Origin of the sequence: Streptomyces thermodiastaticus (genome assembly GCF_014656135.1) — a bacterium.
Lineage (GTDB): Bacteria > Actinomycetota > Actinomycetes > Streptomycetales > Streptomycetaceae > Streptomyces > Streptomyces thermodiastaticus.
Map to the genome: position 1 here is coordinate 39682 of NZ_BNBV01000008.1, position 15310 is coordinate 54991.

A 15310-nucleotide genomic window follows, 5' to 3' on the forward strand; every position below is an offset into this window, starting at 1 on the left:
CAGGGGAACGGTTCGCGGGAGGGCGGACCACGGGAGATCCGTCGGCGAGGTCCCGCCCCGGCACGGAGAGACGCAGACACATGAAGACGGCGACCGCCGCGGCGGCACCGCAGCAGGCGCCCGCGCCCGCGCCACGCCCGGGACTGCGCGAGCGGAAGAAGCAACGCACCCGGGACGCACTGCTGCGGGCCGCGCTCGAACTGTTCATCACCCGCGGGTACGAGCAGACGACCGTGGACGACATCGCCCGGGCCGTCGGCGTGTCCCAGCGCACCTTCTTCCGCTACTTCCCCGGCAAGGAGGAGGTCGCCTTCGCCATGCAGGACATGGTGGAGGCGCATTTCATGACGTCGCTGCGCGCCCGCCCCGCGGACGAGCCCCCGCTGGAGGCACTGCGCCGGGCCGTGCTGGACTGCTGGGACTCCGTCCGCGAGGCCGTCGCCTCCATCGCTCCGCTGGAGCTGTATCTGCGGATGTTCCGGACCATCGAGTCCACGCCCGTCCTGCTCGCCACGCATCTGCGCCGCTCGATGGAGAAGGAGGAGCACATCGCGGCCGTGCTCGCCGAACGCGAGGGCCTCGACGTGGACGCCGATCCCCGGCCGCGGCTCGTGGTGGCCGCCTTCGGCGGGGTGCTCCGGGTGACCGGGCGGCTGTGGAGCACCGGCGAGGACCTCACCCTGGAGGGCCTGAGAGCCCTGACCGTGCGCTACCTCGACCAGGTGGGCACGGCCCTGGCCGGCAGCTGGCGCACCCCGGACCCCCCGGACCGGGCCGGCGCCCCCGCCGGCCGTGCGGACGCCTGAGGCGGCCCGCGGAAACACCCCGGGCGGAGACACCCCGGCCCCGCGTGCGCGTCGCACCGGCAAACGTGATCCCTGTCACTTGGTTGACGCGAGACCGTCCCGTTCTCCTAGTGTGTCCTCCCAGTGACTTCCTTCGACACCTCCCCGCACGTCAGCGTCTGGCGCGCGCTGCTCGCGCTGGCCGTCGTCCTCGTGCTGCTGGCGACCACCGGCTGGACCGCCGTGCGCGGCCACGGCGGCGGGACCACGGCCCTGCAGGCTTCCGTGTCCGCATGGAAGCACGGGTCGCTGCACGGGCACCGGCTGCCGGACCCGGACGCCGCGCCGGCCCGGCTGGCCCGGTTCTTCGACTCGCTCGGCGCCCGCGACCGCGCCCTGCTCGCCCGCCGCTACGCCCTGGCGGTCGGCAACATGAACGGCGCCCCCGTCGCCCTGCGCTACCAGGCCAACCGCATCGCCCTGGCCCAGGCGCGCGCGGCCGAGCGCAAACGCACCCACGACCAGCGGCTCACCGCCGCGGGCCAGCAGGACGCCGCCCGCCGCATGCGGCGCTTCGGCGAGCTGATGGCGCCGGACCGCCACATCCTGGCCTTCGACCCCGCCGGCTCCGGACGCGTCGCGGAGGTCTTCGGCGACCTCACCACGGCCCGCCGGATCTCGGTCGTGGTGCCCGGCGTGGACACCGACCTGTTCACGTTCCGCAAGAGCTCCCGGCCCTACACCGCGCTGTACGGCATGGCCCGCTCTCTGTACCGGGCCGAGCGCCGGGCGGCCCCCCGCACCCGGACGGCGGTGATCGCCTGGGCCGACTACACCGCGCCCAGCGGACTCGGCGTGGACGCGGCCACGGCGATGCGCGCGGAGGAAGGTGCCGTACGCCTGAACAAGCTGCTGCGGGCCCTGCCCGGGCGGGCGTCCGTGGCGCTGTTCTGCCACAGCTACGGCTCGGTCGTCTGCGGGGTGGCGGCCCCGGGCCTGCCGCACCGGGTGACCGACCTGGCGGTCGCCGCGAGCCCCGGCATGCGGGTGAGCAACGCCTCCCAGCTGCACACCGGTGCGCATGTCTGGGCGATGCGGGACGCCACCGACTGGATCCGTGACGTGCCCTACCTGGAGCTGGGCGGCCTGGGCCACGGCGCCGACCCGGTCTCCCCGGGGTTCGGGGCGCGGGTGCTGGCGGCCCGGAAGGCCAAGGGGCACGCCGGCTACTTCGAGCCGGGCACCGACAGCCTGGCCAACTTCGCCGAGATCGGCGTCGGCGCATATGCCTCGGTGCGGTGCGCCCATGACAACGACGGGTGCCGGGCGGGTCTGTCCGGCACGACGACGGCTGGACGCGCGTAGAGACAGCAGGAAGTGCGGTCTGCGCGGGGAGGGACGGAAATGCTCATGCCGCCTACGATGAGCCGCATGGGTGACGTACTGGCCGGATTTCACGCTGCCTGGGAGTTCGAGGCCGATTCCGTGCTCATCCGTTACGAGCGGGGGATACGGGCACCGAAACTGTTCCATGCGCTCGGCGAGCGCCGGGTGCCGCTGGCCGCGCTCGCGCGGGTGACGCTCACCCCGGGCCGGCGCGGGACCGTGGTGCTGCGCGCCGAGGTCCGGCCGGGCGCCGATCCGCTGATGGACGCGGCCGACGGACAGCTCAAGGAGAGCAGCGACCCGTACCGGCTGGTGCTGCCCGCGGAACGGGAGACCCTGGCCGAGTACTACTCCGACGAGCTGCGCGCCCGCATCACCGGCACCGGCCCCGCCGAGCGTTACCTGGTGGCCGCGCCGCAGCCGCCGCTGCAGTTCAAGGCGTACGACGGCAAGGCCTCGTTCGACGGCCGCGTCGTGCGGTTCCGCTGGTCGTGGACGGGAGCGTCCACGGAGAAATGGAAAGCCGGCGACCAGTGTTTCGCCGTGTCGGACCTGACCGGGGTGGAGTGGCGCTCGCCGGAGCTGTTCGAGGGGCATCTGCGGCTGCTGCGCCGGAAGACGGCCGGACCGCAGCAGGACGCCGGGCAGCCGCCGCAGCCGGACCAGGACCCGGCCGCGGTCGTCTTCGGGCTCGGGTACGGGCCGGTGCACGAGTCGCTGCCGTTCGCGGCGGCGGTGCTGGCCGCGGTGCAGCAGGCGGGCCCGGCGGCACCGGCGCCCGTGACCGCCCCGCGCCGCGACCCGGCCGACATCGCCGACCGCATCCGCCACCTGGGCGAACTGCACCAGGCGGGCCTGGTCACGGACGAGGAGTTCTCCACGAAGAAGGCGGAACTGCTCGCCGAGCTGTGAGCCGGGACCCGCTGTCCTCGGCTCACTCGTCCGCGCGCGCCCCGGGTGGCGGGCGCACGGGTCCGCACACCCGCCGCGGGCCGGGCGTCCGGTGACCGGCGCGGCCGGGAAATCACCTGACGCGGGCGCGCCGGGACGGCTAGCGTCCCGGCATGACTCTCGTACGACGTGCCGGCGTGGCGGACGCGGAGGAAGTCCTGCGGCTGCGCCAGGTGATGATCGACTCGGTGCACGGCACCGACCCCTCCACCGACTGGCACACCCTCTCGCTGCCGACGCTCAAGGGCCGGCTCGCCGAACCGGACGGCGACTTCGCGGCGTTCGTCGTGGACCACCCCGGCCGGCCCGGGGCGCTGGCCTCCTTGGCGGCCGGGACGATCGAGTACCGCATCGGGCGGGCGGAGAACCCGCACGGGCGGGTCGGCCACGTCTTCAGCGTGGCGACCGACCCGGACGCCCGGCGCCGCGGGTACGCCCGCGCCTGCGTGGAGGCGCTGCTGGACTGGTTCCGCGGCCGGGACGTGCCGCAGGTCGACCTCAGCGCGTCCGCCGAGGCCGAGCCGCTGTACGCCTCGCTGGGTTTCGTGCGCAAGACGGCCCCCTCCATGCGGCTGACGTTCCCCGGCGCATAGGCTCGGCCCCATGTCGTTGAACAGCCTGGCGTCGATCGAGAACTGGCCGGTCCCCACGGCCGCCGCGGGCGTGGTCCGCGCGGACGGCACCATCGCCGGCACCCACGGCCCGGCCGGGCGGCGGTTCCCGCTGGCCTCGGTCACCAAGCCGCTGGCGGCCTACGCGGTGCTCGTGGCCTTCGAGGAGGGCGCGATCGAGTTGGACGAGCCGGCCGGCCCGCCCGGCGCCACGGTCCGTCATCTCCTCGCCCACACCGCGGGCCTGGCGTTCGACGAGCACCGGGTCATGGCCCCGCCCGGTGAGCGGCGCCTGTACTCCAACGCCGGGTTCGAGCAGCTCGGCGACCACGTGGCGAAGGCGACCGACATCCCCTTCGCCGAGTATCTGCGCCAGGCCGTGCTGGAACCGCTGGGCATGACGCGGACCACCCTGGAGGGCTCCCCCGCCAAGGACGGCGTCTCCACGGTGGACGACCTGCTGCGCTTCGCGGCCGAGCTGCAGGCGCCCCGCCTGCTCGACCCGCGCACGGTGGCCGAGGCGATGACGGTCCAGTACCCGGGGACCAAGGGCGTGCTGCCCGGCTACGGTCACCAGAACCCCAACGACTGGGGTCTCGGGTTCGAGATCCGGGGCACCAAGTCGCCGCACTGGACGGGTGCCTCCTCCTCGCCGCGGACCGTCGGCCACTTCGGCCAGTCCGGCACGTTCCTGTGGGTCGACCCGGAGGCGGGCGCGGCCTGCGTGGCCCTGACCGACCGCGCCTTCGGGCCCTGGGCCATCGAGGCGTGGCCGCCCTTCACCGACGCGGTCCTGGCCGAGCTGCGCGGCGCCTGAGCGGTCAGCCGGCGGCCGCCGGCTCCGCCTCCATCTGCCACACCAGCAGCTCCGCCTTTGTCGCCGCCACGGCCTTGAGGTGCCCGTCCGCGCCGGTGATCCGGGCCGCGTCGCCCGGGTCCAGGTACGTGGTGTCCAGCAGGACCCGGCCGCGCACCACGTGGACGTACACGTACGGAGCGGACGGCAGCACGGCGCGCTCGTCCGGCGCGAGCCGCCGCACCTGGAGCACCGCGCCGGCCCGCTCCACGGCGTACCGGGCGGCGTCCGGCAGGGCACGGACCACCTCGTAGGACGGCTCACAGCCGGCCTCCCGCGGGGTCAGCCACATCTGGACGAAGGTCAGCGGCCCGGCCCCGTCGTTGCGTTCGACGTGCCGGACACCGGCCGCCGCGCTGAGGTGCTGGAGGTCTCCGGGGCGGAGCACCGTCTCGTGCCCGGCGGAGTCACGGTGGGTCAGTTCGCCCTCGACGACCCAGGTGACGATCTCGGTGTGGCTGTGCGGGTGCTCGTCGAAGCCGGCGCCGGCGGCCAGGTGCTCCTCGTTGCAGGCGATCAGCGCGCCGAAGCGGACGTTGTCCGGGTCGTAGTGGGGGCCGAAGGAGAAGGCGTGCCGGGTGGTGATTCCCGCGGCCTGGTCGCCGCCCTGGTAGCGCTCCGTGGCGCGTCGTACGTCGATCGTCACGCCGACCACCGTAATGCCTGCTCGGGACGCCCAGCACTGACCCGGCGGCACGCGCGGGAGTCCGGATAAGGCAGTCTTGTCCCCGTGCCCGAACCCGAATCCCGTATCCCCGACCCCTCAGCGCACGGCCTCCATCCGCACGCCGCGACCCTGAAACGACTGGAGAAGTCCTCCGGATCACTGGCCGCACAGGCCATCGCACGGATGGACGAGACGCTGCCGTGGTACCGGGCCATGCCCCCGGAGAACCGTTCGTGGATCGGGCTGGTGGCCCAGGCCGGTATCGCCGCCTTCACCGAGTGGTTCCGGCGTCCGGACGCGCCCCAGGCCATCTCCACCGACGTGTTCGGCACGGCGCCGCGCGAGCTGACCCGCGCGATCACCCTGCGCCAGACCGTGGAGATGGTGCGCACCACCATCGAGGTGATGGAGTCCGCCATCGACGAGGTGGCGGCACCGGGGGACGAGGCCGTGCTGCGCGAGGCGCTGCTGGTCTACGCCCGCGAGATCGCGTTCGCCACCGCCCAGGTGTACGCCCAGGCCGCGGAGGCACGCGGTGCCTGGGACGCGCGGCTGGAGTCGCTGGTGGTCAACGCGGTGCTCAGCGGGGAGGCCGACGAGGGCGCCGTGTCCCGGGCCTCCGCGCTCGGCTGGAACTCCCCCGAGCACGTGTGCGTGGTGCTCGGCACCGCGCCGGACGGCGACTCGGAGCTGACCGTGGAGGCGATACGGCGGGCCGCCCGGCACGCCAAGCTCCAGGTCCTCACCGGAGTGCTCGGGGACCGGCTGGTCGTCATCGCCGGCGGGAGCGACAACCCGCTGGCCGTGGCCAAGTCGCTGATCGGCCCGTTCGCCCCCGGGCCGGTGGTGGCCGGGCCGGTCGTGCCGGACCTGCTGGCCGCGACCCGGTCCGCGCAGGCCGCGGCGGCCGGCCTGAAGGCCTGCTCCGCCTGGCAGGACGCGCCGCGCCCGGTGCTGGCGGACGACCTGCTGCCGGAGCGCGCCATCGCCGGTGATCCCAGCGCCCGGCAGCAGCTGGTAGAGGAGATCTACAGACCGCTGGAGGAGGCCGGGTCCGCGCTGCTGGAAACCCTCAGCGTCTATCTGGAACAGGCCAGCAGTCTCGAAGGCGCGGCGAGGATGCTCTTCGTTCACCCGAACACCGTCCGCTACCGGCTCCGACGTGTGACGGACGTCACCGGCTGGTCACCCTCGGATGTACGATCCGCGTTCACACTGAGGATTGCACTGATCCTGGGGCGTCTCCTCGACGGAGATGCCCAGGCCTAGGCTTTTGTCGGGGGCCCACAAAACCCCTTCGTGTTCTTCGTCCCTGTCCCCACGGGCGGCTGCGGCCGTCCCCAAGAGAGAGTGTGAGAGTGCTCGTACTCGTCGCTCCCGGCCAGGGCGCCCAGACGCCCGGCTTCCTGACTCCCTGGCTCGAACTGCCCGGCGCCGCCGACCGCGTGGCCGCCTGGTCCGACGCCATCGGACTGGACCTCGTCCACTACGGCACGCAGGCCGACGCGGACGCGATCCGCGACACCGCCGTGGCGCAGCCGCTGCTGGTGGCCGCCGGCATCCTGTCGGCGTCGGCGCTCGGCGAGGTGGCACCCGATGCCGTCGCCGGCCACAGCGTCGGTGAGATCACCGCGGCCGCCTTCGCGGGCGTGCTGTCCGACACCGCCGCGCTGTCGCTGGTCCGCAAGCGCGGCCAGGCGATGGCCGAGGCCGCCGCGATCACCGCGACGGGCATGTCGGCGCTGCTCGGCGGCGACCCGGAGGTGTCCGCCGAGCACCTGAAGAAGCTCGGCCTGACCCCGGCGAACGTCAACGGTGCCGGCCAGATCGTGGCCGCCGGCACCCTGGAGCAGCTGGCCGAGCTGAACGAGAACAAGCCCGAGGGCGTGCGCAAGGTGGTGCCGCTGAAGGTGGCCGGTGCCTTCCACACCCACCACATGGCTCCCGCCGTGGACAAGCTCGCCGAGGCCGCCAAGGCGCTGGAGCCGGCCGACCCCAAGGTCGCCTACGTCTCCAACAAGGACGGCCAGGCCGTCACCAGCGGCCGCGAGGTCCTGGAGCGGCTGGTGGGCCAGGTCGCCAACCCGGTCCGCTGGGACCTGTGCATGCGGACCTTCCAGGAACTCGGTGCGACCGCGCTGATCGAGGTGTGCCCCGGCGGCACGCTGACCGGCCTGGCCAAGCGCGCGCTGCCCGGTGTGAAGACGCTGGCTCTGAAGACCCCCGACGACCTCGACGCGGCCCGTGCTCTCATCGCCGAGCACGCGAACGCCTGACGCATCAAGGAGCCGATCGCACATGGCGAAGATCAAGCCCGCCAAGGGCGCCCCGTACGCGCGCATCCTCGGCGTGGGCGGCTACCGGCCCACCCGCGTGGTCCCCAACGAGGTGATCCTGGAGAGGATCGACTCGTCCGACGAGTGGATCCGTTCGCGTTCGGGCATCGAGACCCGGCACTGGGCGGGCCCGGAGGAGACCGTCGCGGCGATGGCCGTCGAGGCCTCCGGCAAGGCCATCGCGGACGCCGGGGTCGACGCCGCGCAGATCGGCGCCGTGATCGTCTCGACCGTCTCGCACTTCAGCCAGACCCCGGCCGTGGCCACCGAGATCGCCGACAAGCTGGGCACCGACAAGGCGGCCGCCTTCGACATCTCCGCGGGCTGCGCCGGCTTCGGCTACGGCCTCACCCTCGCCAAGGGCATGGTGGTGGAAGGTTCCGCCGAGTACGTGCTCGTCATCGGCGTGGAGCGGCTGAGCGACCTGACCGACCTGGACGACCGGGCCACGGCCTTCCTGTTCGGCGACGGCGCCGGCGCGGTCGTGGTCGGCCCCTCCGAGGAGCCGGCGATCGGCCCGACCGTGTGGGGCTCGGAGGGCGACAAGGCCGGGACGATCAAGCAGACGGTCCCCTGGGACCGCTTCCGGGTGGGTGACATCTCCCAGCTGCCCCTGGACAGCCAGGGCAACATCAAGTTCCCCGCGATCACGCAGGAGGGCCAGGCGGTCTTCCGCTGGGCCGTGTTCGAGATGGCGAAGGTCGCCCAGCAGGCGCTGGACGCGGCCGGCGTCAGCCCGGAGGAGCTGGACGTCTTCATTCCGCACCAGGCCAATGTGCGGATCATCGACTCGATGGTGAAGACGCTGAAACTGCCGGAGAATGTCACGGTCGCCCGGGACATCCGCACCACCGGCAACACCTCGGCCGCCTCGATCCCGCTCGCCATGGAGCGGCTCCTGGCGACCGGCGAGGCCAAGAGCGGCGACACCGCGCTCATCATCGGCTTCGGGGCGGGTCTCGTCTACGCCGCGACGGTCGTTACCCTCCCCTAGGCACTCCGTGCCGGATCATGCATCCGGAGCGGACCACTCCCCTGCCGCGGACGCGGCGGTAGTCACACCCTGAAACACAACGAAGGAGCGCCGACATGGCCGCCACTCAGGAAGAGATCGTCGCCGGTCTCGCCGAGATCGTGAACGAGATCGCCGGGATCCCCGTCGAGGACGTCCAGCTGGACAAGTCCTTCACCGACGACCTGGACGTCGACTCGCTGTCCATGGTCGAGGTCGTCGTCGCCGCCGAGGAGCGCTTCGACGTCAAGATCCCGGACGACGACGTCAAGAACCTCAAGACGGTCGGTGACGCGGCCGAGTACATCCTCAAGCACCAGAGCTGATCCACCGATCAACTCTTAGGTCGTGTCCGTGACGTCGCGTCGTCCCCCCGAAGGGCGGGCCGAGCGTCGGGCGGCAGACGGGACGTCACGGACGCGGCCTAGGGCTGACTGCCCCGCCACCCGGCGGTGGCGCCGTTCCCCGCCCCCGGCGGGGATCGTCCTCCTCGTACTGTTGGAGAAAGAATTCCCGTGAGCTCGACCAATCGCACCGTGGTCGTCACCGGTATCGGCGCAACCACACCGCTGGGTGGCGACGCAGCCTCCACCTGGGAGGGTCTGGTCGCCGGAAGGTCCGGTGTCAGGCCCCTCGAAGAGGAATGGGCTGCCGAGCAGGCCGTCCGGATCGCGGCCCCGATCGCCGTGGAGCCGTCCGAGATCATCCCGCGGCCGCAGGCGCGCCGGCTGGACCGCTCGGCCCAGTTCGCGCTGATCGCCGCGCAGGAGGCCTGGAAGGACGCCGGGTTCACCGGCAAGGCCGGCGAGAGCGGCGAGATCGACCCGGACCGGCTCGGCACGGTGATCGCGTCCGGCATCGGCGGCGTGACCACCCTGCTGGCGCAGTACGACGTGCTGAAGGAGAAGGGCGTCCGCCGTGTCTCCCCGCACACGGTGCCCATGCTCATGCCGAACAGCCCGTCCGCCAACGTGGGCCTGATGGTGAACGCCCGGGCGGGTGTGCACACCCCGGTGTCCGCCTGCGCCTCGGGCGCCGAGGCCATCGGCTACGCCATCGAGATGATCCGCACCGGCCGGGCCGACGTGGTCGTCGCCGGCGGCACGGAGGCGGCGATCCACCCGCTGCCGATCGCCGCGTTCGGCAACATGATGGCGATGTCCAAGAACAACGACGACCCGCAGGGCGCCTCGCGTCCCTTCGACGTCGCCCGGGACGGCTTCGTCCTCGGCGAGGGCGCCGGCGTGCTCGTCCTGGAGTCCGCCGAGCACGCCGCCAAGCGCGGCGCCCGTGTCTACGCGGAGGCGGTCGGCCAGGGCATCTCCTCCGACAGCCACGACATCGTGCAGCCGGAGCCGGAGGGCCGCGGCATCGCGCACGCCCTGCAGAACCTGCTGGACACCACCGACCTGGCCCCGTCCGAGGTGGTGCACGTCAACGCGCACGCCACCTCGACGCCGGCCGGTGACATCGCGGAGCTGAAGGGCCTGCGCAAGGTCTTCGGCGACGACGCCGACCACATCGCGGTCTCCGCCACCAAGTCGATGACCGGTCACCTGCTCGGCGGAGCGGGCGGCGTGGAGTCGGTGGCGACCGTGCTGGCGGTCCACCACCGGATCGCCCCGCCGACCATCAACGTCGAGAACCTCGACCCCGAGGCCGAGGCGAACGCCGACATCGTCCGCAACGAGGCGCGCAAGCTGCCCGCCGAGGGCCGTATCGCCGCCCTGAACAACTCGTTCGGGTTCGGCGGGCACAACGTGGTGCTGGCGTTCCGCACCGTCTGAGAACGGCGCGCGCCGCACCCCTGACGGCCGCAGGGGCCCCTCACCGCTCGGTAAGGGGCCCTTGGCGTGTCGGCTCGCGCGTCCGCCCGTGTGTCCGCGGGCGGGTGTGTCAGACCACCTGGTGCAGCCAGCGCACCGGGGCGCCCTCACCCGCATAGCGGAACGGCTCGAGTTCGTCGTCCCAGGGCTTGCCCAGCAGCTGGGCGAGTTCCGCCTCCAGGTCGCTCTCGCCGCGCTGGGAGCGCACCAGCGCGGCCCGCAGCCGGTCCTCGGGGATGAGGATGTCGCCGTGGATGCCGGTGACGGCGTGGAAGATGCCGAGCTGGGGGGTGCAGCTGTAGCGCTCGCCCTCGGCGGTCGCGCACGGCTCGGCGGTCACCTCGAACCGCAGCAGATGCCAGCCGCGCAGCGCGGAGGCGAGCTTGGAGGCGGTGCCGGCCTCGCCCTGCCAGGAGAATTCCGACCGCCAGGTGCCCGGCGCGGCGGGCTGCCTGATCCAGTCCAGGCTGACGCGGGTGCCCAGCACGCCGGCGACGGCCCACTCGACGTGCGGGCACAGCGCGCGCGGCGCGGAGTGCACGTACAGAACTCCACGTGTCGTCACCGGGACCTCCGGGCAAGCGGGGCAGGACGGGCGGGCGGCAGAGATGCGGGGGCTCTGCTGAGGGCGAGGCTACCGCGCAAGGTGCCGCGGAGTGTGACGTACCGTCGGTCCCGGTACCGGGAAATCCCCGTCGATTCACCCAGGGGGACGCTTGTCCGCGCCCCTGCCCTCACCTCGGGTGGGAGCGGGAACCCCCAGGCGTTCTCATGGAGGGAAGGGGTCACCCCCCGCCGACGACCGAGGGGATCGAGATGCGGAAGCGAAGGCACCGTCTGCGCCTCGCCCGGGCCGCCGTCGCGGCGGCCGTGCTGGCGTCCGCCGGCTGCGGCGCCGCCGGTCACACCGCCTCCGGCCGGCAGGACTCCGGGTCGGGCTCCGGGCAGCCGTCCGCCACCGCCCCTGCCTGGGACACCAGCCCGGACTCCGTGGCCGCGGTCGGCGACTCCATCACCCGTGGCTTCGACACCTGCACGGTGCTGTCGGACTGTCCGCAGTCATCCTGGGCGACCGGCACCGATCCCGCGGTCAACAGCCTGGCCAGGCGGCTGCTGGGGGCGTCCGAGGTGACCCGGCGCAGCTGGAACCACGCGGTGACCGGCGCCCGGATGAGCGATCTGAAGAGCCAGATCGTCAAGGCGGCCGTGCACAAGCCGCAGCTGGTCGCGGTGATGATCGGGGCCAACGACGCCTGCCGGGACACGGTGGCGCAGATGACCTCCGTGGCCGACTTCCGCAGCCAGTTCCAGGACGCCATGCACACCCTGCGCGCCGAGCTGCCGACGGCTCAGGTGTACGTCGCCAGCGTGCCGAACCTGATGCGGCTGTGGTCCGAGGGGCGGACCAACCCGCTGGGCAAGCAGATCTGGCGGCTCGGCCTGTGCCCGTCGATGCTGGGCGACGCCGACGCGCTGGGCGCGGCCGCCGCCCAGCGGCGCAAGACGGTGCAGGACCGGGTGGTGGCCTACAACGCGGTGCTGAAGGAGGTCTGCGCCGAGGACGCCCGCTGCCGGTTCGACGACAACGCCGTCTACGACTACCGGTTCGGCACCGCGCAGCTCAGCCGCTGGGACTGGTTCCACCCCAGCCGCGACGGCCAGGCCAGGCTGGCGGAGATCGCCTACCGCGTGGTCACGGCGGAACGCCCCTGACCTACTGTGTGCCGCATGAGTGAACTTTTCGGCACGCTGGCCGACGGCACCCCGGTCCACCGCTGGACGCTGGAGCGGGCCGGGGTGCGGGTACGGGTGCTGTCGTACGGCGGGATCGTGCAGTCCGTGGAGACCCCCGGCCGCGACGGGCGCCCGGCGAACGTGGTGCTCGGCTTCGACGGCCTGGACGGCTACCTCGCCCACCCGGAGCCGTACCTCGGTGCCCTGATCGGCCGGTACGCCAACCGGATCGCCGGCGGCCGGTTCGAGCTGGACGGGCGGACGTACACGGTCCCGTGCAGCGACGGCCCGAACGCGCTGCACGGCGGCGAGCGCGGTTTCGACAAGCGGGTGTGGGACGTCGAGCCGGTGCCGCACGGGCTGCGCCTGAGCCGGGTCAGCCCGGACGGCGAGGAGGGCTTCCCGGGCCGCCTGCAGGTCACGGTGGTCTACACCCTGGAGGAGACCGGCGCCCTGCGCATCGTCTACGAGGCCGTCACCGACGCGCCGACGGTGGTGAACCTGACCAACCACAGCTACTGGAACCTGGCCGGTGAAGGCGAGGCCGGCGGGCACGAGCTGCGCCTGGCCGCGGGCCGGTACACGCCCGTCGACGAGGGCCTGATTCCCACCGGCGAGCCGGCCGAGGTCGACGGCACCCGGTTCGACTTCCGCGCGTCCCGTCCGGTCGGCGCGGGCTACGACCACAACTTCATGCTGGACAAGGGCGTCACCGGCACCGCCGAGCGGGTCGCCGAGCTGTACGACCCCGGCTCGGGGCGGGTGCTGACGGTGGCGACGACGGAGCCGGGCCTGCAGCTGTACACCGGCGACCACCTCACCGCGCCCTTCCGTGCCGGGGCCGGGATCGCGCTGGAGACCCAGCACTTCCCCGACTCCCCGAACCGGCCCGAGTTCCCGGCGACCGAGCTGAGGCCGGGTCAGGTGTACCGCTCGGAGACGGTGTACGGGTTCTCCGTGCGGCCATCCTCCGACGGCGCCTGAGAGGCCGTTCCGGGCCGCCCGGCCGGGCGGCCGGACGTGACCTTCCGCTCCGCACCCGGCGACGAGCACATGCGGGGCCAGTCCACTCGACCCGTCCGGGCAGGCCCGCCCGACGGCGGCCGCGGGACGGATCACTCATGCGGACGCACCCGTCGGGGCGGTCCCGCCCCGCGCGAGGCGGCCGTCCGGACGAGGGGCCGGGGTGCCGGTGCGGGGCCGACCTCGCCCCCCGGCCGGCCCCGCACCGGGTGCGCCCGCGACACCTGACCCTGCATCGGCCGGTTGTACGTGCACCTTTCGCCCTGTTACGGGACGTTGGCTACCGAAGGATTCGCAACGGCTGCCATCCCGACGATGGGGACACCGATGACTGTAGAGACCGAGCCGACCACGCTCGTGCCGGTGGGAGGCCGGCGCCGTCCGGGCCGGGTGATCCTGTCCTGGCTGACGACGACGGACCACAAGAAGATCGGGCATCTGTACCTGATCACATCGTTCTGCTTCTTCCTGATCGCCGGTCTCCTGGCCATGGCGATCCGCCTGGAGCTGGCTCGCCCAGGGCTGCAGTTCCTGTCCAACGAGCAGTACAACCAGGCGTTCACGATGCACGGCACGATCATGCTGCTGCTGTTCGCCACTCCCACGTTCGCCGGCTTCGCCAACGCGATCATGCCTCTGCAGATCGGCTCCCCGGACGTGGCCTTCCCCCGGCTGAACATGCTGTCGTACTGGCTGTTCGCGCTGGGCGGCCTGATCGTGCTGGGCAGTTTCCTCACCCCGCAGGGTGCCGCCGACTTCGGGTGGACCGCCTACACACCGCTCAGCGGACCGGCCCGCAGCGAGTACACCGGTGCCGATATGTGGATCATGGGGCTGGCGCTGAGCGGCTTCGGCACCATCCTCGGCGCGGTCAACTTCATCACCACGATCGTCTGCATGCGCGCACCGGGCATGACGATGTTCCGGATGCCGATCTTCACCTGGAACGTGCTGCTGACCTCGGTGCTGATCCTGCTGGCCTTCCCCGTCCTGGCGGCGGCCCTGCTGGTGCTGGAGGCGGACCGCAAGTTCGGCGCCCATGTCTTCGACGCCGCCAACGGCGGGGCGGTGCTGTGGCAGCACCTGTTCTGGTTCTTCGGCCACCCGGAGGTGTACATCCTGGCGCTGCCGTTCTTCGGCGTGATCACCGAGATCATCCCGGTGTTCTCCCGCACCCCGATCTTCGGCTACATGGGCCTGGTCGGCGCGACCATCGCCATCACGGGACTGTCCGCCACGGTGTGGGCCCACCACATGTTCGCCACCGGCGCGGTCCTGCTGCCGTTCTTCTCCTTCATGACCTTCCTGATCGCGGTGCCGACCGGGGTGAAGTTCTTCAACTGGATCGGCACCATGTGGAAGGGCTCGCTGTCCTTCGAGCCGCCCATGCTGTGGGCGGCCGGCTTCCTGGTCACCTTCCTCTTCGGCGGGCTGACCGGCGTCATCCTCGGCTCCCCGCCCCTGGACTGGCACGTCACCGACAGCTACTTCGTGGTCGCCCACTTCCACTACGTCCTGTTCGGCACCATCGTCTTCGCGATGTTCGGCGGCTTCAGCTTCTGGTGGCCGAAGATGACCGGCGCCATGCTCGACCACCGGCTGGAGAAGGTCCACTTCTGGACGCTGTTCGTGGGCTTCCACACCACGTTCCTGATCCAGCACTGGCTCGGCGCCAAGGGCATGCCCCGGCGGTACGCCGACTATCTGGCCGCCGACGGTTTCACGGGCCTGAACATGGTCTCCTCGATCGGGGCGTTCCTGCTGGGTCTGTCGACCCTGCCGTTCCTGTACAACGTGTGGAAGACGGCCCAGACCGGCAGGAAGATCGAGGTCGACGACCCGTGGGGGTGGGGACGGTCCCTGGAGTGGGCCACCTCCTGCCCGCCGCCCCGGCACAACTTCGTCACCCTGCCACGGATCCGCTCCGAGTCGCCCGCCTTCGACCTGCGTCATCCGGCGCTGGCCCAGCTGGACCAGAAGGAGAACACGGGACGGCGCGACGTGATCGACGCCGCGGGACACGAGGGCGACCGCGGCTGAGATCCCGTGGCGGGAACCCGGCCGGCGGCCGGGACGTCACAAGCCCCGGTCCAGGGTCAGGTCCCGGGCCGGGGCTGTTTCAT

General features: G+C 72.4%; 15 protein-coding genes. 13 read left to right on the forward strand and 2 right to left on the reverse strand.

The window, feature by feature from the left end; translation table 11 throughout:
* The first annotated feature begins 80 nt into the window (after positions 1-80).
* The 5 genes from IE286_RS10215 to IE286_RS10235 all read left to right on the forward strand — a co-directional run bounded on the left by IE286_RS10215 (position 81) and on the right by IE286_RS10235 (position 4550).
* Positions 81-806 carry a TetR family transcriptional regulator gene (locus IE286_RS10215; RefSeq protein WP_189796323.1) on the forward strand — a complete coding sequence of 242 codons (726 nt, stop codon included), beginning with the start codon at positions 81-83 and terminating at the stop codon, positions 804-806.
* A 123-nt stretch (positions 807-929) separates the two neighbouring features.
* A complete protein-coding gene (locus IE286_RS10220) occupies positions 930-2150 on the forward strand; it encodes an alpha/beta hydrolase (protein WP_189796324.1) in 1221 nt (406 codons plus the stop codon).
* 66 nt (positions 2151-2216) lie between these two features.
* Complete coding sequence (locus tag IE286_RS10225; protein WP_229862253.1) at positions 2217-3083, forward strand: DUF4429 domain-containing protein; 867 nt, start codon at positions 2217-2219, stop codon at positions 3081-3083.
* A 152-nt stretch (positions 3084-3235) separates the two neighbouring features.
* On the forward strand, positions 3236-3715 hold the full coding sequence (locus IE286_RS10230; protein WP_189796325.1) for a GNAT family N-acetyltransferase: 480 nt from the start codon (positions 3236-3238) through the stop codon (positions 3713-3715).
* Positions 3716-3725: 10 nt separating this feature from the next.
* Positions 3726-4550, forward strand: coding sequence for a serine hydrolase domain-containing protein (locus tag IE286_RS10235; protein WP_189796326.1), 825 nt, complete (start codon positions 3726-3728; stop codon positions 4548-4550).
* A 4-nt stretch (positions 4551-4554) separates the two neighbouring features.
* Here the strand turns inward: IE286_RS10235 and IE286_RS10240 are convergent, their stop codons facing one another.
* Positions 4555-5229 (reverse strand): pirin family protein, encoded by a 675-nt coding sequence (locus IE286_RS10240; protein WP_189796454.1) that lies wholly within the window; start codon positions 5227-5229, stop codon positions 4555-4557.
* Between the two features lie 90 nt (positions 5230-5319).
* On the opposite strand from IE286_RS10240, the gene fasR reads away from it, so the two are divergent.
* The 5 genes from fasR (at position 5320) to fabF (ending at position 10391) form a co-directional block, all read left to right on the forward strand.
* A complete protein-coding gene (gene fasR, locus IE286_RS10245) occupies positions 5320-6525 on the forward strand; it encodes a fatty acid biosynthesis transcriptional regulator FasR (RefSeq protein WP_189796327.1) in 1206 nt (401 codons plus the stop codon).
* An 89-nt stretch (positions 6526-6614) separates the two neighbouring features.
* Complete coding sequence (locus IE286_RS10250; RefSeq protein ID WP_189796328.1) at positions 6615-7532, forward strand: ACP S-malonyltransferase; 918 nt, start codon at positions 6615-6617, stop codon at positions 7530-7532.
* A 22-nt stretch (positions 7533-7554) separates the two neighbouring features.
* Positions 7555-8586 (forward strand): ketoacyl-ACP synthase III, encoded by a 1032-nt coding sequence (locus IE286_RS10255; RefSeq protein WP_189796329.1) that lies wholly within the window; start codon positions 7555-7557, stop codon positions 8584-8586.
* A 95-nt stretch (positions 8587-8681) separates the two neighbouring features.
* Positions 8682-8930: an acyl carrier protein gene (locus IE286_RS10260; protein WP_125497581.1), complete on the forward strand. Its 249-nt coding sequence runs from the start codon at positions 8682-8684 to the stop codon at positions 8928-8930.
* Positions 8931-9119: 189 nt separating this feature from the next.
* A complete protein-coding gene (fabF, locus tag IE286_RS10265; protein ID WP_189796330.1) occupies positions 9120-10391 on the forward strand; it encodes a beta-ketoacyl-ACP synthase II in 1272 nt (423 codons plus the stop codon).
* Between the two features lie 109 nt (positions 10392-10500).
* Here the strand turns inward: fabF and IE286_RS10270 are convergent, their stop codons facing one another.
* The gene (locus tag IE286_RS10270) at positions 10501-10995 is read right to left on the reverse strand and encodes a DUF3145 domain-containing protein (RefSeq protein ID WP_125497583.1); all 495 of its coding nucleotides are present in this window, start codon (positions 10993-10995) and stop codon (positions 10501-10503) included.
* A gap of 251 nt (positions 10996-11246) precedes the next feature.
* Between IE286_RS10270 and IE286_RS10275 the strand changes: the two genes are divergently transcribed.
* From IE286_RS10275 to ctaD, 3 genes are all read left to right on the forward strand, one after another.
* Positions 11247-12143 carry an SGNH/GDSL hydrolase family protein gene (locus tag IE286_RS10275; protein ID WP_189796331.1) on the forward strand — a complete coding sequence of 299 codons (897 nt, stop codon included), beginning with the start codon at positions 11247-11249 and terminating at the stop codon, positions 12141-12143.
* A gap of 15 nt (positions 12144-12158) precedes the next feature.
* Positions 12159-13148 (forward strand): aldose epimerase family protein, encoded by a 990-nt coding sequence (locus tag IE286_RS10280; protein ID WP_189796332.1) that lies wholly within the window; start codon positions 12159-12161, stop codon positions 13146-13148.
* 366 nt (positions 13149-13514) lie between these two features.
* Entirely contained in the window at positions 13515-15227 is a 1713-nt protein-coding gene (ctaD, locus tag IE286_RS10285) for an aa3-type cytochrome oxidase subunit I (RefSeq protein ID WP_189796333.1), read from the forward strand.
* Positions 15228-15310 lie beyond the last annotated feature (83 nt).